The following is a 22,832-nucleotide window of genomic DNA, read 5'->3' on the forward strand; positions in this document are numbered from 1 at the left end:
CCGCCCATTATCCAGCAGGGACGATCAATCCAACCGAGATCCTCCGTTGGACACGGATGATGGGGCGGAGCACTGTGGACACCGTGACCACCACCGAGCGCTCCCTGCCGTCCGTCCACCGCCGCGAGCTCCCGCACCGCCACGGCTTCTGGGTGATCGCCGTCGCCTTCCTCACGGTGATGGCGTTCTCGACCGTGCCGACACCGCTCTACGCGATCTACCAGCAGCGCGACGGGTTCCCGGCCTTCGTCGTCACCGTGGTCTTCGCCGCGTACGCGGTCGGAGTCGTGGCGAGCCTCTTCCTCGCCGGGCACGTCAGCGACTGGCTCGGCCGCCGCCGGATCCTGCTCGCGTCGATCCTCGTCGAGGTCCTGGCGGCCGCCGTGTTCCTGCTCTGGCCGGACGTGCCCGGGCTGATCCTCGCCCGCCTGCTGACCGGGCTCGGCGTCGGCGCGCTCACCGCGACGGCCACCGCCCATCTCTCGGAGCTGCGCGCCGTCGCCCGCCCGGAGGAGGGCCCCGGCACCTCCCGCGCCGTCTCCGCCCTCGTCAACATGGGCGGGCTGGCGCTCGGCCCGCTCGTCGGCGGGGTGTTCGCCGTGACGGTGCGCGAGCCCCTGGTCGTCCCGTACGCCGTGTTCCTCGTCCTCCTGGTCGTCCTCGGGATCGGCGTCGCGCTCGTCCCCGAGACGGTCGAGCGGCGCGAGGTCCTCCCGGCCTACCGTCCGCAGCGCCTGGCCGTGCCGGCCGCCTCCCGCGGCGTCTTCCTCTCGGCCGCGGTCGGCGCGTTCGCCGGGTTCGCCGTGTTCGGCCTCTTCACCTCGCTGGCGCCGACCTTCCTCGCCGGGCGCTTCGGCGAGACCTCCCACCTCGAGGCGGGCGCGGTCTCCTTCGGGGTCTTCGCCGCCGGAGCCGTCGCGCAGCTGGTCTCGATCCGGCTGTCCTCGCGGACGGCGCTCCGCCTCGCGGCCGTGGCGCTGACGGCCGGGCTGCTGCTGGTCGCGACCGGCGCCGTGATCGTCTCGGTGTCCGCCTTCATCATCGGCGGGGTGCTCGCGGGAGCGGGCGTGGGCCTGCTCTTCCGCCTGGCGCTCGGAGTCGCCGGCTCGCTCGCCACCGACGAGACCCGCGGCGAGGTGCTCGCGGCCGTGTTCCTCGCCGCCTACCTCGGCCTCGCGGTGCCGGTCCTGGCGATCGGTGCCGCGCTCGCGCTCCTGCCGGCCGTCCCGGTCCTGCTCGGCTTCGTCGCCGTCGTGCTCGTCCTGGTGCTCGCGGCGATCGCCCGGATGCGGCGCACCGCCTGACGCGAGCGGGGGAGGGGCCGCGAGCTGGACAATGGAGGCATGAAGCTCTTCCCGTTCGGACGCGGCGACGCGAACCCCCTCCCCTCCGACGACCGCGGCTCGGGCAAGCTCGACGACTACGACTACGAGCTGCGCCCGAAGTCGCGGCGCGGTGACACCCTCCTCCGCCTCGCCGACTCCCGGCCGCACCAGGACGAGATCGCGCGGGTGCTCGCCCTCGGCGAGGACGAGGTCACGGCCGTGATCCCGCGCCGCACCGCGGAGGAGGAGCGCGTGGATGCTCCGATGCCGGTCCGCCTGTTCGCGGCCCAGCGCCCCTCGGGGCTCGTCGGCCAGGTGCCGCGCGGTCTCGAGAACGTGGTCGAGGCCGCCCTCGCCCGGCTCTCGGAGGCGGGGAGGTCGCCCCGCGTGCCGGCCCGCATCGTGACGGTGAGGGGCGGGCTGCGCGTCGAGCTGCTGATGCACGAGACGCGGGGCTGACGGGCGGAGGGCCCGCCGGGTCGGCGCGGTCCATGGAGGAACCGCACCGCGGCTGATAGCATGAACCGGTTCCGAATCCGAAAGCGACCGCCGGTCGACCCAGGATTCGAGCCACGGAGCAGGCCGGCAGGAAGCTGGTCCTCGGTGGTGGAGTCCCGGACGGCGGCAGCGTGCGACAGAGCACGGGCCGCCGCGGCACGAGTCGCAGGCGGCACGTCCCGCTCGCGGCACAGGTCGCGACAGCCCGGAGCTCTTCTACTGGTGGCCAGCACGAACGCCCTCCACACGACGGCACGGCGCGAAGCCCTGCCGTGGGATCGTCTCGATTCCTGACCGGACCGCTGCTCCGACGAACGCCGGCGCCCAGAAGGGGCGCCGCTGCAGACGTTAAGGAGACAGACCTCTTGGAAGGTCCTGAAATCACATTCGCCGAAGCCGTTCTCGACAACGGCTCGTACGGCACCCGCACCGTCCGCTTCGAGACCGGCCGCCTCGCGCAGCAGGCTCAGGGCGCCGTCGCCGCCTACCTCGACGAGGACACCATGCTCCTCTCGGCCACGTCGGCCTCGAAGAACCCGAAGGACAACTTCGACTTCTTCCCGCTGACCGTCGACGTCGAGGAGCGCTCCTACGCCGCCGGCAAGATCCCCGGCTCGTTCTTCCGCCGCGAGGGCCGCCCCTCCACCGAGGCGATCCTGGTCTGCCGTCTGATCGACCGGCCGCTGCGCCCCTCGTTCGTCGAGGGCCTGCGCAACGAGGTCCAGATCGTCATCACGGTCCTCAGCATCGCGCCGGACGAGTTCTACGACGCCCTCGCGATCAACGCCGCGAGCGCGTCCACGCAGATCTCCGGCCTGCCGTTCTCCGGCCCGGTCGCCGGCGTCCGCCTGGCGCTCATGTCCGACGGCTCCGGCAACGACCAGTGGGTCGCCTTCCCCAAGGCCTCCCAGCTGGAGAACGCCGTCTTCGACCTCACCGTCGCGGGCCGCGTCGTCACCAACGAGGACGGCTCCTCGGACGTCGCCATCATGATGGTCGAGGCCGAGGCCACGGAGTCCTCCTGGAACCTCATCAAGGCGGGTGCGACCAAGCCCAGCGAGGACGTCGTCGCCGAGGGCCTCGAGGCCGCCAAGCCCTTCCTCCGCGCACTCGTCGAGGCGCAGGCGAAGCTCGCCGCCGAGACCGCGAAGCCGGTCAAGGACTACCCGGTTTTCCTGCCCTACGCGCAGGAGACCTACGACAACGTCGCCGAGCTCAGCTACGACGAGCTCGTCCGCGTGTACCAGATCGCCGACAAGGTCGAGCGGCAGGACGCCGACGACGCCCTCAAGGCGCGCGTCAAGGAGCAGATCGCCGAGCGCATCGCCTCGGGTCAGCTGTCAGCCGAGGCCTACAACCAGGTCGGAGCGGCGTACAAGTCCGTCACGAAGGTGGTCGTCCGCGGCCGCATCCTCCGCGACGGCGTGCGCATCGACGGACGCGGCCTGGCCGACATCCGCCCGCTTGACGCCGAGGTGCAGGTCATCCCGCGCGTCCACGGCTCGGCCATCTTCCAGCGCGGCGAGACCCAGATCCTGGGTGTCACCACGCTGAACATGCTCAAGATGGAGCAGCAGATCGACTCGCTGTCGCCCGTCACCAAGAAGCGGTACCTGCACCACTACAACTTCCCGCCCTACTCGACCGGTGAGACCGGCCGCGTCGGATCGCCGAAGCGTCGCGAGATCGGGCACGGCTTCCTCGCCGAGCGCGCCCTCGTGCCGGTGCTGCCGAGCCGCGAGGAGTTCCCCTACGCGATCCGCCAGGTCTCCGAGGCGCTGAGCTCCAACGGCTCGACCTCGATGGGCTCGGTCTGCGCGTCGACCCTGTCGCTCCTCAACGCCGGAGTGCCGCTGCGCGCCCCGGTCGCGGGCATCGCGATGGGCCTCGTGTCCGACGTCGTCGACGGCCAGACCCGCTACGCGGCGCTGACCGACATCCTGGGCGCCGAGGACGCGCTCGGCGACATGGACTTCAAGGTCGCCGGAACCGCCGAGTTCGTCACGGCCATCCAGCTCGACACGAAGCTCGACGGCATCCCGTCGTCGGTGCTCGACGCCGCGCTCAAGCAGGCCAAGGACGCCCGCACCACGATCCTCGCGGTGCTCACGGCGGCCATCGACCAGCCCGACGAGATGGCCCCGACCGCGCCCCGCGTGATCTCGGTGCAGATCCCCGTCGACAAGATCGGCGAGCTGATCGGCCCCAAGGGCAAGACGATCAACGCGATCCAGGACGAGACCGGCGCCGACATCTCCATCGAGGAGGACGGCACCGTCTACATCGGAGCCGTCGACGGCCCGTCGGCCGAGGCCGCGCGTGCGCAGGTCAACGCCATCGCGAACCCGACCAACCCCGAGGTCGGCGAGCAGTTCCTCGGAACCGTCGTCAAGCTCGCGACGTTCGGCGCGTTCGTCTCGCTCCTCCCCGGCAAGGACGGACTGCTGCACATCAGCGAGGTCCGCAAGCTCGCCGGCGGCAAGCGCGTCGAGAACGTCGAGGACGTCCTCGGAGTCGGTCAGAAGCTGCTCGTCCAGATCACCAAGATCGACGACCGCGGCAAGCTGTCCCTCGCGCCCGTCGTGGCCGAGGAGGCCGAGGCAGAGGCTCCCGCCGAGAGCTGATCCCTCCTGCACGACCGTGACGCCCGTTCCACTCCGGTGGGGCGGGCGTCCGTCGTCGGCGGGGGCATGGGGTACGGTGGCGGGACCGCGCCGCACCGCCCCGACCGGAGGACTCCGTGACCGACCCGACGCCCCTGGCCACCGAGCCGGAGACGCCCCTCCTCTCACGCACCCTGGGTCGGACCGGCCTCCCCGTGCATCCTCTCGCCCTCGACGGCTCCGTCTTCGGCTGGGCCGCCGGGATCGACGACACCACCGAGGTGCTCGACGCGTTCGGCCGTCTCGGCGGCACCCTGATCTCGACCGCGGACCACTACGCGACCGGTCGGAGCGAGTACATGATTGGCCGCTGGCTCGAGCAGAGCGGGCTGCGCGAGCGGATGCTGGTCGCGACGAAGGTCGGCCGGCACCCGGACGCGCCGGGCCTCGCCCCGGAGGACGTCCGCATCGCGATCGAGGGGAGCCTCGAGCGGCTCGGCACCCGGATCGACCTGCTCTCGTTCGACAGCGAGGACCCCGGGATCCCCATCGCCGACAGCCTGGCGGCGGTCGCGCCGTTCCTGGCGGACGGCTCGGTCGGCGCGCTGGGCGCCGCGCACTTCAGCGGAGCCGCGATCACGGCGCTGCACGAGACGGCGACCGCGTTCGCGCTGCCGTCGCTCTCGGCCGTCGTGTCGGAGTACAGCCTGATGGAGCGCCGGACCTACGAGACCGACGTCGCCCCCGAGGTGGTGCGGCTCGAGCTCGGCACCCTCGCGCGGCTGCCCCTGGCGAGCGGTTACCTCACCGGCGCCCTGCGCAGCCGCACGGACGAGCCGGAGTCGGCCCTGTTCGAGGCGGGCCTGGACTACGTCGGCCGCCACGGCTCCCGCGTGCTCGCTGCCCTCGACGAGATCGCCGGGGCCCACGACACGGAGCCCGGCGTGGTCGCGCTCGCCTGGGTGCTCTCGCACCAGGAGGTCTCGGCGGCGATCGTCCGGGCGCGGAACGCCGCGGAGCTCGAGTCGCTGTTCGCGGCGGCCGCGCTCCCGCTGACCCGGAGCGACATCGCTCAGCTGGACCGCGTCTCCGCCTGAGGCTCTCGCCCGCTGGTCCGCCGCCGTCGAGCGCCGCGCCGCGCCCCGCGCCGGGCTCGGAGCGGGGCGCGGCGCGGTTCAGCGGCGCAGGATGCGCGCCTCCCACGGGCCGAGCGTCGACCCGGTCGCACCGGCGACGTTGCCGAGGACCGTCTCGGCAGCCGCCCACTCCTCGAGCAGCGGCACCTCGAGCGGCTCACCGGACACGTTCCCGACGACGAGCAGCTCGCCCGGTCCGGTGCGTGTGAAGGCGAAGAGCGCGGGGTGCTCGGGCTCCAGCAGCGCGAAGCGGCCCAGCTGCACCGTCTCGTCGGCGTGCCGCAGCGCGATCAGCGCCCGGTAGTACTCGAAGACCGACCGCTCGGCGGCCCGATCGGCGGCGACGTTCACCTCGGCGGCGTTGGGGTTGACCGCGATCCACGGCTCGCCGGTCGTGAAGCCGGCCTGGAGGCTGTCGTCCCACTGCACCGGCGTGCGGGCGTTGTCGCGGCTCTGCGCGCGCAGCCCGGCGAGCACGGTCGCCGGGTCCTCGCCGCGCTCGCCGACGGCCTCGGCCCAGTAGTTCAGGGACTCGACGTCGCGGAAGTCCTCGATGCCGGCGAACGGGACGTTCGTCATCCCGATCTCGTCGCCCTGGTAGATGTACGGCGTGCCGCGCTGGAGGTGGAGGAGCGTCGCCCAGAGGGTCGCGGACTCGTAGCGGTGCGCGCCGTCGTCCCCGAAGCGCGAGACGAGACGCGGCTGGTCGTGGTTGCCGAGGTACAGGCTGTTCCAGCCGCGCTCGGCCAGGCCGTCCTGCCAGCGCGCGAGGTTGGCCTTCAAGGCGACCAGGTCCAGCGGCACCGGGTGGAACTTGTCGACTCCGTGGTCGATGCCGACGTGCTCGAACTGGAAGACCATGTCGAGCTCACGCCGCTCGGGATCGGTCACGAGCACCGCCTCCTCGAGGGTGACCCCGGGCATCTCGCCGACGGTGAGGAAGGAGCCCTCGCGGTGCGCGAACACGGCCTCGTGCATCTCGCGGAGGTACTCGTGGAGCCGCGGACCCACCCCTCCGACGATGCCCGCGCCGCCCTGCTCGCCGTCGACGGCTCCGACGTCCTTCGAGACGAGGTTGATCACGTCCATCCGGAAGCCGTCCACTCCGCGGTCGAGCCAGCGGTTCATCATCGCGTGCACCGCGTGCCGCACCTCGGGGTTCTCCCAGTTGAGGTCCGGCTGCTGCACCGCGAAGAGGTGGAGGAAGTACTCGTCCGTCGCCGGGTCGAGCGTCCAGGCCGGGCCGGAGAAGTAGGAGCGCCAGCCGTTCGGCTCGGCGACGTCGAGGCCGGCGCCGGCGGCCGCCTCGAGCTCGCGGCCGGGCTCGGCCGAGCGGCGCCCGCGGCGCCACCAGTACCAGTCGCGCTTCGGGTCCTCCTGCGAGGAGCGGGACTCGACGAACCAGGCGTGCTCGTCGCTCGTGTGGTTGACCACGAGGTCCATCACGATGCGGATGCCGCGCTCGTGGGCCTCCGCGAGGAGCAGGTCGAACTCCTCCAGCGTCCCGAACCGCGGGTCGATGTCCTCGTAGTCCGAGATGTCGTAGCCGTTGTCGTGCTGCGGCGACGGGTAGACCGGCGAGAGCCAGATCACGTCGACCCCCAGGTCGGCGAGGTGGTCGAGCTTCGAGCGGATGCCGCCCAGGTCGCCGATGCCGTCGCCGTTCGAGTCCGCGAACGAGCGCGGGTAGATCTGGTAGACGACGGCGCTCGTCCACCAGGGCGCGGACGTCTCCCGCTCGGGGGAGTCGGAGGTCGGGGCGGCGGTCTCGGAGGGGGTCGGGGCGGCGGAGTCCATGGTCGCGAATCTAGCCCGGACGGCCGACACGGAGGGGCCCGCCGCACCGCTCGCCGGCGCGAGTCGACCCCGCCGGCGGCGCCCGTGTAACGATCTGGTGAACCGTGCGCGACCCGGCGGAGTGGCGGCTCCGGCGCTCGGATACTCTCTCCCCTGGCGGGACCCGAGCCGCCGCAGGGAGAGTGGTGGCGTGCCCAGGGACAGGACCGGCGCCGTCGTGCGGGCTCCCCGTCACAGTGCCGTCCCGCTCCCGCCCGCGGCGTCCCGCGCAGCCTCCTCGAGCGGCGTCCTCGCCGAGACCGGCCCCGTCGAGCCGACCGCCGTCGCACCCTCGCACCGCCGGCCGATGGGCGACTCCGGCCACGACCTCTTCCCCTTCGTGCTCGACGCGGCGGCCCTCGGCCGCGACGACGGTGCCGCGCTGCTCGAGCGCTACGCGGCGTGGGGCGGCAACGGCGTCGTCGTCACCGACTCGAGCCTCGCGGAGGGCGTCGGCGGCTGGCCCGCCGGACACCGCGACCGGGACCGCTTCCTCCTGATCGGCCGCTTCGCCGCTCCGGTCGGCGCGCCCGCGACGCCGCGTGCGCTGGTGGACCGTGTCGAGGGGGCGCTGCGCCGCCTCCGCACCGATCGCCTCGACGTGCTGGCGGTCCGCCCCGACGGGGCCGGACGCCTCGACGAGCTCCTCAGCGCCGTCGACGTGCTGCTGGCGCGCGGGCTGGTGCGGTCGGTGGTCGCCTCCGGGTTCTCCCCGGAGGAGCTGTTCGAGGCGCGCGTCCTGGCCGCCCACGGGCTGCCCCGCCTCGCCGGCGCGGAGGTCCGCTGGAACCTGCTCGAGCGGCCCGGCTCGGAGGGCGATCTCGGCCTCGTCGCCGCCGGCCAGGGACTCGCCCTGCTCGCGACCGTCCCCCTCGCCCACGGGTTCCTCCGCGGCGCCGAGCGCACCCGCCGCGAGCTCGGCCGCCTGCCCGACGGGGCACTCGCCGCCGCCCACCTCGGGCGCCGCGGACGCCGGGTCCTCGCCGTCCTCGACGCGATCGGTGCCGAGCTCTCGGCCGCTCCCGCCGCCGTCGCCCTGGCCTGGCTGCTCGGCCGGCCGCGGCTGACCGCCGCGACGGTCGCCCCGCGCTCACCCGCCGACGTGGACGCGCTGGTGCGCGCGGTCTCGCTCGAGCTCGACCCCGGACACCTGGCCGCGCTGGAGCGCGCGCGCCGCTGACCGCGCCCGTCCGCGACGCCCCCAGCACCTCTCCCGCCACGGCGCGACAGCCCGGCTCGGGCCGCCGTCGCGGTGGCCTAGGGTGGGCACGATGAATCACGGAGTCGCACTGCCCCTCGACCAGCCGGAGACGTCAGTCCGGGCCGCAGGCGGATCCACGGTCCGCCGCTCCGTCCTCCCGAGCGGTGTCCGCATCCTCAGCGAATCGGTGCCCGGCGCCCGCAGCGCCACGATCGGCTTCTGGGTCGCCGCGGGTTCTCGCGACGAGCGGCCCGGCCGCCCCGCGACCGCGGGCGAGCCCGCCGTGCCCTCCAACGTCGGCTCGACGCACTTCCTCGAGCACCTGCTGTTCAAGGGCACGCAGAAGCGGTCCGCCCTCGACATCGCCGTGTCCTTCGACTCCGTGGGCGGGGAGCACAACGCTCTCACCGCCAAGGAGTACACCTGCTACTACGCCAAGATCCAGGACCGCGACCTCCCGATGGCGGTCGAGGTGATCGCCGACATGGTGACCTCGAGCCTGATCGATCCGGACGAGTTCGAGACCGAGCGCGGGGTCATCCTCGAGGAGCTGGCGATGGCGGACGACGATCCGGCCGACGTGGCGGGCGAGAAGCTGTTCGAGGCCGTGTTCGGCGACCACCCGCTGGGCCGCCCGATCGGGGGCACCGCCGCGACCATCGGCGAGGCCACCCGGGACGCGGTCTGGGCGCACTACCGCGCCGCCTACCGCCCGCGAGACGTGGTGATCACCGTCGCCGGCGCCGTCGACCACGAGGCGCTCGTCGCGCTGCTCCAGCGGGTCCTCGTCGCCGACGGCTGGGACCTCGGCACGGCGGCCCCGCCCGTCGAGCGGCGCGTCGGCGGCCGTGCGTCCTACACCCGCGGCAGCGCCCTGTCGGTGGTGCACCGCCCCACCGAGCAGGCGAACCTGCTGGTCGGCTTCCCCGGTCTCGCCGCGGGCGACGAGCGGCGGATGACGATGGGCGTCCTCAACTCGATCCTCGGCGGCGGCATGTCCTCGCGGCTGTTCCAGGAGGTGCGCGAGAAGCGCGGCCTGGCCTACTCCGTCTACTCCTTCGCCCCGTCCTACTCGGACGCGGGCCTCTTCGGGCTCTACGCCGCGTGCACCCCGGCGAAGGCGGGGACGGTCGCCGAGCTCCTGCTCACCGAGTTCCACCGCCTCGCCGAGGACGGCGTCACCGACGACGAGCTCGCGCGCGCCCGCGGCCAGCTCTCGGGAGCGGCGGCGCTCGCGCTGGAGGACTCCGACACCCGGATGTCGCGCCTCGGACGCGCCGAGCTGACCTTCGGCGAGTTCGTCGACCTCGACGAGAGCCTGCGCCGACTCGCCCTCGTCGGCGCGGAGGACATCCAGGCACTCGCGGCAGACTTGGCCCGGGGGCCGTCGTCGATCTCGGCCGTCGGCGCGGTCGACGAGTCGGCCTTCGCCGGGATCGCCGGGATCGAGAGCGCCTCCGCGATCTGATCCGATCGTCGAACGCCCGCTGACCGCGCACCGCCGCGCCGCACCAGGGAGGACCCCGTGTCCCACTACATCTACCTCGTCCGCCACGGCGAGCAGCAGGACGCCGAGCACGGCATGCCGGACGGCCCGCTCTCGGCCCGTGGTGAGCGCCAGGCGAGGCTCATCGCCGAGCGGCTCGGCGGAGTCCCCTTCACCGGAGCGTGGCACTCCCCGCTGCGCCGGGCCGAGGAGACGGCCGCGCGCTTCCAGACGCTTCTGCCGAGCCTGCCGCTCCAGCCGTCCTCGCTGCTGTTCGACTGCATCCCCTCGGGGCCGACCCCGGACATGCCCAAGGCGTTCGAGCCCTTCTTCGGCAGCGTCACCGCGGCCGAGATCGAGGCGGGGCACGCGCAGATGCAGGACGCGGTGGCCGAGTTCCTGGCGCCGTCGCGCGAGGACCGCCACGACCTCCTCATCACCCACAACTTCGTGATCGGCTGGTTCGTCCGCCACGTGTTCGACGCTCCCGACTGGCGGTGGCTGGGCCTCAACCAGGCCAACTGCGGGCTGACGATCATCCGCGTCCGCTCCCGCAAGCCGCCGGTGCTCGTCGTGCACAACGATCTCTCGCACCTGCCCGTGGAGCTGCGCACCGGCCTGCCCGAGGCCCAGCCGTACTGAGCCGCGGGCTACGCTGAGTCGGTGACTACCTCCGTCGCCGTGGTCGGCGCGTCCGGCCGACTCGGCTCGTTCACCTGCTCGCTCATCGAGGCGTCGAGCGAGTTCTCGCTCGTCGCGCGGCTCGGCTCGCGGAGCGATCCCGCCGAGATGCTCGCGGCCGACGTCGTCGTCGACATGACCGTGCCGGCCGTCAGCCAGCAGATCGTCGACTTCGCCGTGGCCAACGGGAGGAAGGTGCTCGTCGGCACCTCCGGCTGGACCGGCGACCGGATCGCGGCCCTCCGGCGCAGCGTCGCCGAGCAGCCGGAGGCCGGCGTCGTGATCATCCCCAACTTCTCGCTGGGCTCGGTGCTCGCGACCGCGCTGGCCACCGTGGCCGCGCGCTTCTTCGACGCCGCCGAGATCGTCGAGACCCACGGCGCCCGCAAGGTCGACTCGCCCTCCGGGACCGCGGTCCGCACGGCCGAGCTGCTGCTGCGCGCCCGGGCCGAGCTCGGTCCGGTGCAGGCTCCGCACACCGACCAGCGGGCCCGCGGCCAGCAGGTCGCGAGCGTCCCGGTCCACAGCCTCCGCCTGCCCGGAGTGGAGGCGCGCCAGGAGGTCGTCTTCGGCGGCACCGGCGAGACGGTCACCATCCGGCACGACACCACCTCGCAGGCCTCCTACGAGCAGGGCGTCCTGCGCGCTCTCGACGCGGTCCGGACGACCACGGGCGTGGTGGTGGGCCTCGACGCGCTGATCGACCTGCGCGCCGCCTTCGACGCCGCGCCTCTCGACGAGCGGCCGGTCGACGAGCAGCCCGTCATCGACCGGGCTCCGTCCGGCCAGGCCGCCGCAGCGACGAGCACCCCGTGAGGACCCGCATCGGCGTCGTCCTGATGGCGGTCCTGCTCGCCCTCTACCTGTTCGTCTGCCTGCAGTACTCCGTCGTCGCCTTCGCCGCGGCGACGGTGCCCGGCATCGTGATGGGCGTCGGCCTGCTGATCCTCGGCGCCGTCGGCGTCTGGGGGCTCGTGCGCGAGCTGCTGTTCGGGCTCCGCGCCGAGAAGCTGGCCCGTCGGCTGGAGGGCGAGAACGCGCTGCCGCAGGAGGTCCTCGACTCGCGGGCCAGCGGGCGTCCGCTCCGGGAGGAGGCGGACGCGCTGTTCCCGCAGTACGCGGAGGAGGTCGACGCGCAGCCCGGCAGCTGGCGTGCCTGGTACCGCCTCGGCCTCGCCTACGACGCCAGTGGCGACCGCAAGCGCGCCCGAGGCGCCATCCGCCGGGCCATCGCGCTGGAGCACGAGGCTCCGGCCTGACCGCTCGGCCTCACTCGAGCGCGGCTCTCCGGGCGAGAACCGCTCGGGCGGCCGGGATCAGGCGAGCACCCACTCCAGCGCCGCGCCGACCGTGCGGTGGCGGAACTCGAAGCCGTCGTCGAGCAGCCGCTGGGGGACCAGGCGCTGGCTCGAGAGCAGGAGCTCGTGCCCGGCGTCGCGCAGCGCGAGCTCGATGATCTTCTCGGGGACGGCCAGCTTGAACGGGCGGTGCAGCTGCTCGGCGAGGGTGCGCATCACGTCGTTCGCGGTCGCCGGCACCGGTCCGGCGAGGTTCACCGGGCCCGAGAGCGAGGACGTGAGCAGGTGGCGGATCGCCGCGGCCTCGTCGTAGAGGCTGATCCAGGGCCAGGCCTGGTTGCCGCTGCCGAGGGGTCCGCTGAGGCCGAGCTTCGTCAGGGGCAGGAGCGGCTTGAGCGCGCCGCCGTCGCCGAGGACGAGCCCGGTGCGAGCGGTGACCACCCGCGTGGCCTCGGGCGCGAGGTGAGCGGCCTTCTCCCAGCGGTCGACGACGTCGGCGAGGAACCCGTCGCCGCGCGAGGACTGCTCGGTGAGCTCCTCGCCCGGGCGGTCTCCGTAGTAGCCGACCGCGGAGGCGTTGATCAGCGTCGTCGGCGGGGTCGAGGACATCCGCATCGCGTCGGTGAGGGTCTGCGTGGACTGGATCCGCGAGTCGAGGATCTCCCGCTTGTAGGACGCGGTCCACGGCAGGCGGCTGATCGAGGCGCCGGAGAGGTTGATCACGGCGTCGACGCGGTCGAGCACGCTGAAGTCGAGCATGTGCGAGGTGGGCGCCCAGTGGAACTCGTCCGGGCTCGACGGCGCGTGGCGCACCAGGCGCAGGATCTCGTGCCCCTCGGCGCGCAGCTGGCGGGTCAGCTCGGAGCCGATCATCCCGCTGGCGCCCGAGATCAGGACGCGGAGCCGGGGAGCAAACGCATCCGGCCGGGCCGAGGGCAGCTCGGACGGCGTCGACACGTGCTCGCCCGGCGTGCGCGCGGCGCGCCGCGGCGAGCCGGAGTCCGTGGTCCCGTCGTGGTCGGAGTGCCGTGCGGATGAGTCGCTCATGGTGCCTCCCGGAGCCGGTCGCGGGCCGCCCGCGAAGCGGACCCAGCCTAGAGCCTCACGCCCGGGAGCCGGCCGAGCGCCCGACCAGGCCGGCCCGCGCGAGCACGAGGTAGAGCTCGCAGCCCAGGCAGAGGCCGAACACGGCGTTGAGGAAGGCGGCGAGGAAGGCGACGGCCGCGGCGACCGGGACCGATCCCGGGACGCCGGCGACGTGCAGGAGGACTCCGGCGCCGGTCACCACCAGGCCGATCAGCTGGGCGAAGCGCGGCGGGCGGGCGTCCTCCCACTCGCGCGGCGGTGCCAGGTGCGGCCGGACCACCCGGCGGAACAGCACCGCCCAGGGGCCGGAGCCGACGCCGCGCGCGGCCGACCAGGCGAAGAGGGCGGCGAGCGCGAGCAGCAGGAGGAAGCCGGGCTGGGAGAGCCGGCCGTCGAGGTCGGCCCGGGCCGGGGCCGCGAGCCCGAGGCCCACGGCCGTGAGGAGGAGTGCGGCGGTGACTCCGGCGGCGACCCTCGGACCGCGGGGATCGACGGTGCCGGACGGGGGAGTGGCGCCGGTGGTGGAGGGGGAGCGGGTGCTCATCATGTCTCCTGGAGTCGGTCGAGCTCGATGGTCAGGGCGGCGCGGGTCGGAGCGCCGCCGATGCGGCTGCGCGGCACTCCGTCTCGATCGAGCAGGAGGAGCGTGGGCGTCTGCCGGACGCGGAAGCGCGCCGCGAGGTCGGGGCGGTGCGTCAGATCGACGTCGAGGTGCGCCAGCCCGGGCCGCTGCTGGGCGAGCTCCCCGAGCATCCGTCGCACTGCAGGGCACCGCGTGCAGACGTCGGTCGAGAATTGCACGACTGTGGCCCGGGTCCCGAGCACTGCGCCGGGGACGAGCTCGCCGGGGTCGATCGCGGGGTCCTGGCGCGAGGGGGCGCTCGCGACGCGCCCGGAGCGGGCCCGATGGACAGCCCCGAGGACGACGCCCAGCACGACGAGGCCGAGCAGTGCGGCGAGGATCGTCACGGGCTCCATCCGGGAAGCGTAGGTCGGCGCGGGCGCTGCGCGGACGACTGTTTCGGGATGTGACGACGGCCGCGGTCGGAGCGTGGTCTAGGTTCGATCCGTGACCGAACAGAGCAGCCTCAGCGCAGACCCGAGTAGTCCCGTCTTCCGCAGTGATGTCGTCGTCGAGCTGGTCCGCGCGAGCGCCCACGACTCCGACGTGCTGTTCGCGGCCCGCGTCTCGACCCAGGGCGAGAAGACGCTCGCCGAGGCGCTCGACGGCGAGGAGTCCGACGCCGAGCTGCAGCGCAAGCGCGACCGCGGCCTGATCAACTACCTCATGCGCGACCGCCACGGCTCGCCGTTCGAGCACAACTCGATGACCTTCTACGTGCAGGCGCCGATCTTCGTCTTCCGCGAGTTCATGCGGCACCGCATCGCCTCCTACAACGAGGAGTCGGGCCGCTACCGCGAGCTCCGTCCGGTCTTCTACGTGCCCGGCCCCCGCCGCAACCTCGTGCAGGTCGGCAAGCCCGGCGCCTACTCCTTCGAGCCCGGCACCGCGGAGCAGGCCGAGCTCGTCGCCGAGGAGACGCGCCGCGTCAGCACGCAGGCCTACGAGTCGTACCGGCGGATGCTCGGCGAGGGCGTCGCCCGCGAGGTCGCCCGGATCGTCCTCCCGCTGAACATCTACTCGTCGATGTACGTCACGCTCAACGCCCGCTCGCTGATGAACTTCCTCTCCCTGCGCACCAAGCGCGAGGACTCGACGTTCCCCTCCTTCCCGCAGCGCGAGATCGAGATGGCGGCCGAGCAGATGGAGACGCACTTCCAGGAGCTGATGCCCCTCACGGCTGCCGCCTTCACAGCGAACGGCCGCGTCGCTCCGTAGCCCGCCGCCCGGCGAGGACGAGCGGGCCGTCCCGCCCGATCCGCCTGCTGCCGTCCGGGCGGGCGGCTCCGGGAACCTCCTCCCGGCGGCGCGGCGGCGACCCGCTACCCTGGCAGCGTGTCAACTCCGGAGAATCCCTTCGGCCAGGTCCTGGTCGCCCTGGTCACCCCGTTCACCGCCGACGGCGAGGTCGACTGGCCCGGTGTCGAGAAGCACATCGACGACTGCATCGCAGCGGGCGCGGACGGCATCGTGGTCACCGGGACCACGGGCGAGACCAGCACCCTGACCGACCCGGAGAAGATCCGCCTCGTCGAGGTCGCCCGCTCGGTCGCCGGGGGCCGCGCGAAGATCATCACGGGAGGCGGCTCGAACGAGACCGCCCACGCCATGCAGCTCGCCCGTCAGAGCGAGAAGGCCGGCGCCGACGGCAACATGATCGTCACCCCGTACTACAACAAGCCCACGCAGGCGGGCGTGCTCACCCACTTCCGGATGATCGCGGATGCGACGGACCTGCCGGTCATCCTCTACGACATCCCCGGCCGCACCGGCGTGCCGATCCGCTACGAGACGATCCTGCGGGCGGCCAAGCACCCGAACATCCTGGCCGTGAAGGACGCGAAGGGCGATCTCTCCGAGGTCAGCCGCGTGCTCAACCAGACCGACCTGATGTACTTCTGCGGCGACGACGCGAACGTGCTGCCCGAGCTCGCCATCGGCGCCACGGGGCTCATCGGCGTCACCGCGAACATCGCCGCCGCGCCGTACCGCACGATCGTCGACGCCGTGAACGCGGGCGACCTCCACGCGGCCACCCGTGCGCACCAGCAGCTCGAGCCGCTCGTGCGCGCCGTGATGACGCACGTGCCCGGGACCGTGGCCGCGAAGTACATCCTGCACGGCCTCGGCCGCATCTCCTCGCCGCGCGTGCGGCTGCCCCTGGTCGGCCCGGAGGAGTCGGAGGCGGCGCTCATCGAGGACGAGCTCGGCCTGGTCCGCGACATCCCGGGCGTCGACTTCCGCAACTTCCGGCCCGACCGCAACGCCGCGGCCGGCGGCGCCCTCCCGAAGGTCGCCGGCACCACCCGCTGAGCCCGAGCGGCACGTCCCGAGAAAGCACCGCTGGAGAAGGAGGGCGCATGCCCGGTCCCGTGATCATCCCCGCCCCGCTCGCTCCGGGAACGCTCCGGATCATCCCTCTCGGCGGCCTCGGCGAGATCGGCCGCAACATGACCGTCTTCGAGATCGACGGCAGGCTCCTGGTCGTCGACTGCGGCGTGCTCTTCCCGGAGGAGGACCAGCCGGGCGTCGACCTGATCCTCCCGGACTTCACGCCCATCCGGGACCGGCTCGACGACATCGTCGGAGTGGTCCTCACCCACGGCCACGAGGACCACATCGGCGCCGTCCCCTACCTGCTCCGGCTGAAGCGCGACATCCCGCTGATCGGCTCCACCCTCACGCTCGCCCTCGTCGAGGCGAAGCTCAAGGAGCACCGGATCACGCCGTACACGCTCACGGTGAAGGAGGGCGACGTCGAGAAACTCGGGCCCTTCGAGCTCGAGTTCGTCGCCGTGAACCACTCGATCCCGGACGCGCTGGCCGTGTCGATCGTCACCGACGCGGGCTCGGTGCTGCACACCGGCGACTTCAAGATGGACCAGCTGCCGCTCGACGGCCGGATCACCGACCTGCGCGCCTTCGCCCGCCTCGGCGAGGAGGGAGTCGACCTGTTCATGGTCGACTCCACCAACGCCGACGTCCCCGGCTTCACGCCGAGCGAGCGCGACATCGGCCCGGTCATCGAGAGCGTCATGGCCAGGGCGACCCGCCGCGTCATCGTCGCGAGCTTCTCCAGCCACGTGCACCGGGTGCAGCAGGTGCTCGACGCGGCCCACGCGACGGGCCGCCGCGTGGCGCTGCTCGGCCGCTCCATGGTCCGCAACATGCGCATCGCCGCGGATCTCGGCTACCTGCACGTCCCTCCGGGAGTCCTGGTCGACATGAAGAAGTCGGGCGACGTCCCCGAGGACAGGATCGTCTACATGTCCACCGGGTCGCAGGGCGAGCCGATGGCCGTCCTCAGCCGGATGGCCAACCTCGATCACCAGATCGAGCCGGGGGAGGGCGACACCGTGATCCTCGCCTCCAGCCTCATCCCCGGCAACGAGAACGCGGTGTACCGGGTCATCAACGGGCTCACCCGGCTCGGAGCGACCGTCGTGCACAAGGGCAACGCGAAGGTGCACGTGTCCGGGCACGCCGCGGCCGGCGAGCTCCTCTACTGCTACAACATCCTCAAGCCGCTGAACGTGATGCCGGTGCACGGCGAGTACCGGCACCTGGTCGCGAACGCGCAGCTCGCGCGCGAGACCGGGATCGCGGAGGAGAACACGATCATCGCCGAGGACGGCACCGTGATCGACCTGCTCGACGGCAGGGCGACCGTCGTCGGACGGCTCGACCTGGGGTTCGTCTACGTCGACGGATCGTCGGTGGGCGAGATCACGGACGCCGACCTCAAGGACCGGCGGATCCTCGGCGAGGAGGGCTTCATCTCGATCATCGTGGTGGTCGAGGCGGGCACGGGGCGGATCGTCGTCGGCCCCGAGATCCACGCGAAGGGCTTCGCGGAGGACGACAGCGTCTTCGACGAGGTCAAGCCGCGGATCGCGGCCGCGCTCGAGGAGGCGGTGCGGAACGGGGCGAGCGATCAGCACGCGCTCTCGCAGGCCGTCCGTCGCGTCGTCGGCCGCTGGGTCAACACCTCCTACCGCCGCCGGCCCATGATCGTGCCGCTCGTCATCGAGGCCTGAGCCTCCCGGCCGGCGGCGGATCGGCGCCTGCCGTCGCGGCGCGGGTCACCGGCCCTGACGGGGGCGGCGGGTACGGTGGCCTCATGGCGACCAGTACCAAGACGACCTCGCGCGGGCGCGGCAGCGCGACTCCGCGCTCCGGCGCGCCGCGATCCGGCCGGGGCTCGGGCAAGGCGGCCGCTGAAACGAAGACGGTGGCCTTCGAGTCCGCCCCGCGCACCAACCCCGCCGTGCGGCTCTGGATGGCGCTGGCCCACCTCGCGGGCGGCGCCGCCCGCGCCCTCGGTCCCGAGCGGCTGGCGAAGGAGGAGCGCCGCGACGGCGTCCCCTTCCTGCTGCTGCTGCTGGCCGTCGCGGGCGCGGTGGTCGAGTGGTTCCTCGCGACCGACCCGGTCGCCCTGGTGCTCGACGCGTGGAGCTTCGGCGGCTTCTTCGGCCGTGTCGCCTACGTGCTGCCGGTCGTCCTTCTCCTCTTCTCCCTCTGGCTCTTCCGGCACCCCCGGTCCGTCGACGACAACGGGCGGATCGGCGTGGGCGTCATCACGCTGCTCGTCGCCTCCGCCGGCATCTGCCACGCGCACCTCGGCCTGCCGCAGCCCGGCCAGGGAATCGAGACCATGGCGGCCGCGGGAGGCGTCCTCGGCTGGCTGGTGGGCGCCCCGCTCGCGGCGATCGCCACCGTCCTCGGCGCGACCGTGCTGCTGTCGCTCGTGATCCTGCTGTCGCTGTTCATCATCACCAAGACCCCGCCGAACCGCATCGGCGCGCGCTCGCGGGAGCTCTACGGCTACCTCTTCGGCGCCCCCGTGCTCGACGACGAGGAGCGCGCCCGCCTCAAGGCCGAGCGGGCCGCCGCCAAGGCCGCGGCGAAGGCGGAGGCCGAGCAGGAGGAGGACGCGCAGCAGGACGGCGGAGAGCTGCCCTGGTGGCGGCGCACCGAGTCCGGGCGCGAGGACGAGCCGACCGTGCAGACCGAGCTCCCGATCGACTCCTTCACCGAGGTGCTCGAGGGCGCCGCGCCCGCCCGCGGCCGCCCGAAGGGCTTCGACACCGCGCTCGAGGAGCGCGACGACGAGGCCCACCCGCCGACCCGCTCCTACGCCACCGAGGTGCTGGCCGAGGCCGAGACCGCCGAGGCGGCGCTCGCCCGCTTCGAGCAGACGGGCGCTCCCCGCGGCGCGACCGGCGTGGTCGACGACGACGCGACCGAGGTCATCCGGCTCGACCGCCTCGACGTGGCGCCCGCCGTCCCGGTCCCGCCCGTCATCGAGACCGGCCCGATCGCGCCCCTCGCCGAGGAGGACCCGACCGCCGGGTTCGACTCCTCGTTCGAGGACGACGCGCCGTACCGCCTCCCCTCGGCGGCCGCCCTCTCGACGGGCACGCCCTCCAAGGCGCGCTCGGCGGCCAACGACGAGATGGTCCGCGCCATCACCGAGGTGCTGCAGCAGTTCAACGTGGACGCGACGGTCACCGGCTTCTCCCGCGGCCCGACCGTCACCCGCTACGAGATCGAGCTCGGCCCCGGCGTCAAGGTCGAGCGCGTCACCGCGCTCAGCAAGAACCTCTCCTACGCCGTCGCCAGCAACGAGGTCCGGATCCTCTCCCCGATCCCGGGCAAGAGCGCGATCGGCGTCGAGATCCCCAACACGGACCGCGAGATCGTCTCCCTGGGCGACGTCCTCCGCTCGCCGGCCTCGACGACGTCCACGCACCCGATGACCATCGGCGTCGGCAAGGACGTCGAGGGCGGCTACGTCGTGGCGAACCTCGCCAAGATGCCGCACCTCCTGGTCGCCGGCTCCACCGGCTCCGGCAAGTCCAGCTTCGTCAACTCGATGATCACGAGCCTGCTGATGCGCGCGCGCCCGCAGGACGTGCGGATGGTCCTGATCGACCCCAAGCGCGTGGAGCTCACCATCTACGGCGGAGTGCCGCACCTGATCACTCCGATCATCACGAACCCCAAGAAGGCCGCCGAGGCGCTGCAGTGGGTCGTGAAGGAGATGGACATGCGCTACGACGACCTGGCGTCGTTCGGGTTCCGTCACATCGACGACTTCAACGCGGCCGTCCGCGCGGACGAGATCAAGCTCCCGGCGGGCAGCAGCCGCGTCCTCAAGCCGTACCCGTACCTCCTCGTGGTGGTCGACGAGCTCGCCGACCTGATGATGGTCGCCCCGCGCGACGTCGAGGACTCGATCGTGCGGATCACCCAGCTCGCGCGCGCCTCGGGCATCCACCTCGTGCTGGCCACGCAGCGGCCGAGCGTCGACGTGGTGACCGGCCTCATCAAGGCGAACGTGCCCAGCCGCCTCGCCTTCGCGGTGACCAGCGTGACCGACTCGCGGGTCATCCTCGACCAGCCGGGAGCCGACAAGCTCATCGGGCAGGGCGACGGCCTCTTCCTCCCCATGGGCACCAACAAGCCGATGCGCGTGCAGGGCGCCTGGGTCCGCGAGGACGAGATCGCGAAGGTCGTCGAGCACGTCACCCGTCAGGCGCAGCCCGAGTACCGCCAGGACATCACCGTGCAGGCGCAGCGCAAGGAGATCGACTCCGACATCGGGGACGACCTCGAGCTGCTGGTCGCGGCGGCCGAGCTCGTCGTCAGCACGCAGTTCGGCTCGACCTCGATGCTGCAGCGCAAGCTCCGCGTCGGCTTCGCCAAGGCCGGCCGACTGATGGACCTGCTCGAGTCGCGCGAGGTCGTCGGCCCCTCCGAGGGGTCGAAGGCCCGCGACGTGCTGGTCACCGCCGAGCAGCTGCCGGGCGTCCTCGCGCGCATGCGCGGCGAGGACCCGGGCGAGGGGCCGGCCGCGCCGTCCTCGGTCGCCCCGGACCCGTACGCGGATCCGCTGGCCGAGCCGACGGGGCCCGCCGCCACCGACTACCACGACGACGACGAGGGGTCCGGCGAGGACGCCTGGACGCTGACGGGACGCGAGTGACCGTCCCGGTCGCCCGCACTGCGAGGAACGGCGGAGCACGATGACCCACCCCACCGCACCGGCTCCGGCCGCGTCGGGCAACTGGAACCTGCCGAACGCGATCACGGTCGTCCGGATCCTGCTGGCGCCCGTCTTCTTCTGGCTCCTGCTGGCCGACGGGGGGCAGGACGGCGGGATCCGGATCGCCGCGGCGCTCCTCTTCATCGTCGCGATCGCCACGGACGGCATCGACGGGCACATCGCCCGGAGCCGGGGCCTCGTGACCGATCTCGGCAAGCTCCTGGATCCGATCGCCGACAAGGTGCTGACCGGTGCGGCGCTCGTCGGGCTCTCGATCCTCGCGGAGCTGCCGTGGTGGGTGACGATCGTCATCCTGGTGCGCGAGATCGGCATCACCGTCTTCCGGATGGCCGTGCTCTCGGACCGGGTGATCCCGGCGTCACGGGGCGGCAAGCTCAAGACGATCGTGCAGTCGATCGCGATCTCCCTCGCTCTGCTGCCGCTCTGGGCCGTCCTCGGCGAGTGGGTCCACTGGCTGAACGGGATCACGATGACGGCCGCGGTGGTGCTCACGGTCGCCACCGGGATCGACTACCTCGCCGACGCCGCCCGCCAGAGCCGGGCCGCCCGGTCGACGCGGTGACGGCCGCGCAGCTGATCGCCGAGCTCCGGCGGCGGGGTGTCGACCTCGCCGTCGCGGAGTCGCTCACCGGCGGCGCGCTCAGCTCCGCCCTCGTGGAGGTGCCCGGCGCCTCCGCCGTGTACCGCGGGGGAGTGGTGAGCTATGCCACCGACCTCAAGGACCGGCTCCTCGGGGTCGACGCGCGCGTCCTCGGCGAGCGGGGGCCCGTCGATCCCGGAGTCGCCGTGCAGATGGCGCGCGGAGCGTCCTCGCGGCTCGCAGCCGACGGGCGTCCGACGCTCGGCCTGGCGACCACTGGGGTCGCCGGTCCGGATCCGCAGGGGGATGCGGCCGTCGGCACCGTCTTCGTGGCGGCCGTCCTCGGCGAGGACGAGCTCGTCCGTGAGCACCGGTTCGACGGCGACCGCGCCGCGATCCGCGCCGCCTCGGTCGACGCGGCTCTCGCCCTCGGCGCGGAGCTGATCTCCCGCGGCGCATGAGGCGGATACCCAGCGAGGGCCCTCCGGGAATCGGAATGCGCCGCATTGCGGCCCGGTTACAACTGGTGTCGCTCACACGCAAAGTCCAGTCATCCGGTATTAGAGTCGACACCATACGAACCGGGTAGTGAACAGCTATCCGGTTCTCTCGTCCCAGCCCCCCGATCACCCGCTCCGGAGAATCTCCGGCGCTCGTGCTCGCGGTGCAGGTGCATGACATGCGGTTGACGTGGAGAAGGAGGGTCCAGTGGTTCTAGTTCGTCAGGAGATCGGCGATGTCCTCAGGGACTTTCGCCTGCAGAAAGGTCGTACGCTCCGTCAGGTGGCGAGCAAGGCGAGCGTTGCGCTCGGCTACCTGAGCGAGGTCGAACGCGGTCAGAAGGAGGCCTCCTCGGAGATCCTCGCCTCTGTCGCCGACGCCCTCGACACCCCCATCTCGGTGATCATGCGCGAGGTCGGCGATCGTCTCGCCGTCATCGAGGGCATCGACACCATCCCCGACACCATTCCGGCCGACATGGTCGCCGGCTTCGACGCGGACCTCGTCACGCAGTAGTCGGCCCCCGTCCCCTCCACTCACCGCACCCGTTCCACGCGAAGGGCGCCCAGGCTCCGGCCGGGCGCCCTTCGGCGTTCCCGGGGGAGTGCGGCCTCCGGGCAGCGGCTACCGTGGACGCATGCGCTTGAGCGAGTTCCGGCAGCTGGTGGACGACGAGTTCGGCGGCGCCTATGCCCGTGTCCTGGTCTCGGACCTCGTGCTGACCGAGCTCGGGGGCCGCACCGCCGAGCGCGCCCTCGCGGACGGAGCGGAGCCGCGCGAGGTCTGGCTCGCCCTCTGCCGCGCCAACGACGTCCCGGAGGCCCGGTGGCACGGCGTGGATCCGCGGAAGCGCCACCGCTGACGCTCCCGTCGCCGAAGCCGTGTTCGACACGCCGACGGCTCGTGCTCG

The 22,832-nt window shown here is 72.8% G+C and carries 21 protein-coding genes; 17 read left to right on the forward strand and 4 right to left on the reverse strand.

Going from position 1 to position 22,832, the window contains the following annotated elements; translation table 11 throughout:
• Positions 1-83 precede the first annotated feature (83 nt).
• From C5D09_RS04980 to C5D09_RS04995, 4 genes are all read left to right on the forward strand, one after another.
• Positions 84-1,304, forward strand: a complete 1,221-nt coding sequence (locus tag C5D09_RS04980; protein ID WP_258059399.1) for an MFS transporter — start codon at positions 84-86, stop codon at positions 1,302-1,304.
• Between the two features lie 39 nt (positions 1,305-1,343).
• Complete coding sequence (locus tag C5D09_RS04985; RefSeq protein ID WP_104226292.1) at positions 1,344-1,784, forward strand: hypothetical protein; 441 nt, start codon at positions 1,344-1,346, stop codon at positions 1,782-1,784.
• A gap of 404 nt (positions 1,785-2,188) precedes the next feature.
• The gene (locus tag C5D09_RS04990; protein WP_104226293.1) at positions 2,189-4,447 is read left to right on the forward strand and encodes a polyribonucleotide nucleotidyltransferase; all 2,259 of its coding nucleotides are present in this window, start codon (positions 2,189-2,191) and stop codon (positions 4,445-4,447) included.
• A 116-nt stretch (positions 4,448-4,563) separates the two neighbouring features.
• Complete coding sequence (locus C5D09_RS04995; protein ID WP_104268746.1) at positions 4,564-5,523, forward strand: aldo/keto reductase; 960 nt, start codon at positions 4,564-4,566, stop codon at positions 5,521-5,523.
• A 78-nt stretch (positions 5,524-5,601) separates the two neighbouring features.
• On the opposite strand, the gene C5D09_RS05000 is transcribed toward C5D09_RS04995, so the two are convergent.
• Positions 5,602-7,359: an alpha-glucosidase gene (locus C5D09_RS05000; RefSeq protein WP_104255563.1), complete on the reverse strand. Its 1,758-nt coding sequence runs from the start codon at positions 7,357-7,359 to the stop codon at positions 5,602-5,604.
• A gap of 190 nt (positions 7,360-7,549) precedes the next feature.
• Here C5D09_RS05000 and C5D09_RS05005 point away from each other — a divergent pair, with 190 nt between their 5' ends.
• The 5 genes from C5D09_RS05005 (at position 7,550) to C5D09_RS05025 (ending at position 12,025) form a co-directional block, all read left to right on the forward strand.
• Positions 7,550-8,578 carry an aldo/keto reductase gene (locus C5D09_RS05005; RefSeq protein WP_146076624.1) on the forward strand — a complete coding sequence of 343 codons (1,029 nt, stop codon included), beginning with the start codon at positions 7,550-7,552 and terminating at the stop codon, positions 8,576-8,578.
• A gap of 91 nt (positions 8,579-8,669) precedes the next feature.
• Entirely contained in the window at positions 8,670-10,067 is a 1,398-nt protein-coding gene (locus tag C5D09_RS05010) for a pitrilysin family protein (protein WP_104260638.1), read from the forward strand.
• A 57-nt stretch (positions 10,068-10,124) separates the two neighbouring features.
• The gene (locus C5D09_RS05015; RefSeq protein ID WP_104224462.1) at positions 10,125-10,727 is read left to right on the forward strand and encodes a histidine phosphatase family protein; all 603 of its coding nucleotides are present in this window, start codon (positions 10,125-10,127) and stop codon (positions 10,725-10,727) included.
• Positions 10,728-10,748: 21 nt separating this feature from the next.
• Positions 10,749-11,582 (forward strand): 4-hydroxy-tetrahydrodipicolinate reductase, encoded by an 834-nt coding sequence (gene dapB, locus C5D09_RS05020; protein ID WP_104250174.1) that lies wholly within the window; start codon positions 10,749-10,751, stop codon positions 11,580-11,582.
• Positions 11,579-12,025 carry a hypothetical protein gene (locus C5D09_RS05025; RefSeq protein WP_104250175.1) on the forward strand — a complete coding sequence of 149 codons (447 nt, stop codon included), beginning with the start codon at positions 11,579-11,581 and terminating at the stop codon, positions 12,023-12,025. Before dapB ends, C5D09_RS05025 begins: the two co-directional genes overlap by 4 nt.
• Before the next feature lie 57 nt (positions 12,026-12,082).
• Here the strand turns inward: C5D09_RS05025 and C5D09_RS05030 are convergent, their stop codons facing one another.
• The 3 genes from C5D09_RS05030 to C5D09_RS05040 are packed head-to-tail and all read right to left on the reverse strand — an operon-like array spanning position 12,083 to position 14,128.
• Positions 12,083-13,111 (reverse strand): TIGR01777 family oxidoreductase, encoded by a 1,029-nt coding sequence (locus C5D09_RS05030; RefSeq protein WP_104268748.1) that lies wholly within the window; start codon positions 13,109-13,111, stop codon positions 12,083-12,085.
• A gap of 55 nt (positions 13,112-13,166) precedes the next feature.
• Entirely contained in the window at positions 13,167-13,694 is a 528-nt protein-coding gene (locus C5D09_RS05035) for a DUF4395 domain-containing protein (RefSeq protein ID WP_104268749.1), read from the reverse strand.
• Entirely contained in the window at positions 13,694-14,128 is a 435-nt protein-coding gene (locus C5D09_RS05040; protein ID WP_104267086.1) for a thioredoxin family protein, read from the reverse strand. Before C5D09_RS05040 ends, C5D09_RS05035 begins: the two co-directional genes overlap by 1 nt.
• A gap of 91 nt (positions 14,129-14,219) precedes the next feature.
• Between C5D09_RS05040 and thyX the strand changes: the two genes are divergently transcribed.
• The 8 genes from thyX to C5D09_RS05080 all read left to right on the forward strand — a co-directional run bounded on the left by thyX (position 14,220) and on the right by C5D09_RS05080 (position 22,784).
• Positions 14,220-14,990 (forward strand): FAD-dependent thymidylate synthase, encoded by a 771-nt coding sequence (gene thyX / locus C5D09_RS05045; RefSeq protein ID WP_104226301.1) that lies wholly within the window; start codon positions 14,220-14,222, stop codon positions 14,988-14,990.
• 117 nt (positions 14,991-15,107) lie between these two features.
• Positions 15,108-16,085 (forward strand): 4-hydroxy-tetrahydrodipicolinate synthase, encoded by a 978-nt coding sequence (gene dapA / locus C5D09_RS05050; RefSeq protein ID WP_104268750.1) that lies wholly within the window; start codon positions 15,108-15,110, stop codon positions 16,083-16,085.
• Between the two features lie 47 nt (positions 16,086-16,132).
• Positions 16,133-17,809 carry a ribonuclease J gene (locus C5D09_RS05055; protein WP_104268751.1) on the forward strand — a complete coding sequence of 559 codons (1,677 nt, stop codon included), beginning with the start codon at positions 16,133-16,135 and terminating at the stop codon, positions 17,807-17,809.
• A gap of 83 nt (positions 17,810-17,892) precedes the next feature.
• Positions 17,893-20,760, forward strand: coding sequence for a DNA translocase FtsK (locus C5D09_RS05060; protein ID WP_104268752.1), 2,868 nt, complete (start codon positions 17,893-17,895; stop codon positions 20,758-20,760).
• 40 nt (positions 20,761-20,800) lie between these two features.
• Positions 20,801-21,403, forward strand: coding sequence for a CDP-diacylglycerol--glycerol-3-phosphate 3-phosphatidyltransferase (gene pgsA, locus C5D09_RS05065; RefSeq protein WP_104226303.1), 603 nt, complete (start codon positions 20,801-20,803; stop codon positions 21,401-21,403).
• A complete protein-coding gene (locus tag C5D09_RS05070; RefSeq protein WP_104224473.1) occupies positions 21,400-21,882 on the forward strand; it encodes a CinA family protein in 483 nt (160 codons plus the stop codon). The genes pgsA and C5D09_RS05070 overlap by 4 nt, the downstream gene beginning before the upstream one ends.
• Before the next feature lie 247 nt (positions 21,883-22,129).
• On the forward strand, positions 22,130-22,438 hold the full coding sequence (locus C5D09_RS05075) for a helix-turn-helix domain-containing protein (RefSeq protein ID WP_068207524.1): 309 nt from the start codon (positions 22,130-22,132) through the stop codon (positions 22,436-22,438).
• A gap of 121 nt (positions 22,439-22,559) precedes the next feature.
• The gene (locus C5D09_RS05080) at positions 22,560-22,784 is read left to right on the forward strand and encodes a DUF3046 domain-containing protein (protein ID WP_104224474.1); all 225 of its coding nucleotides are present in this window, start codon (positions 22,560-22,562) and stop codon (positions 22,782-22,784) included.
• The last annotated feature ends 48 nt before the right edge of the window (positions 22,785-22,832 follow it).

The sequence above is a fragment of the Rathayibacter sp. AY1C9 genome (assembly GCF_002932315.1).
GTDB lineage: Bacteria > Actinomycetota > Actinomycetes > Actinomycetales > Microbacteriaceae > Rathayibacter.

Coding starts and splice junctions, on each gene's coding strand:
- C5D09_RS04985 (WP_104226292.1), top strand. CDS start 1,344: ATGAAGCTCTTCCCGTTCGGACGCGGCGACGCGAACCCCCTCCCCTCC.
- C5D09_RS05000 (WP_104255563.1), bottom strand. CDS start 7,359: ATGGACTCCGCCGCCCCGACCCCCTCCGAGACCGCCGCCCCGACCTCC.
- C5D09_RS05010 (WP_104260638.1), top strand. CDS start 8,670: ATGAATCACGGAGTCGCACTGCCCCTCGACCAGCCGGAGACGTCAGTC.
- C5D09_RS05030 (WP_104268748.1), bottom strand. CDS start 13,111: ATGAGCGACTCATCCGCACGGCACTCCGACCACGACGGGACCACGGAC.
- C5D09_RS05035 (WP_104268749.1), bottom strand. CDS start 13,694: ATGAGCACCCGCTCCCCCTCCACCACCGGCGCCACTCCCCCGTCCGGC.
- C5D09_RS05040 (WP_104267086.1), bottom strand. CDS start 14,128: ATGGAGCCCGTGACGATCCTCGCCGCACTGCTCGGCCTCGTCGTGCTG.
- C5D09_RS05055 (WP_104268751.1), top strand. CDS start 16,133: ATGCCCGGTCCCGTGATCATCCCCGCCCCGCTCGCTCCGGGAACGCTC.
- C5D09_RS05060 (WP_104268752.1), top strand. CDS start 17,893: ATGGCGACCAGTACCAAGACGACCTCGCGCGGGCGCGGCAGCGCGACT.
- pgsA (WP_104226303.1), top strand. CDS start 20,801: ATGACCCACCCCACCGCACCGGCTCCGGCCGCGTCGGGCAACTGGAAC.
- C5D09_RS05080 (WP_104224474.1), top strand. CDS start 22,560: ATGCGCTTGAGCGAGTTCCGGCAGCTGGTGGACGACGAGTTCGGCGGC.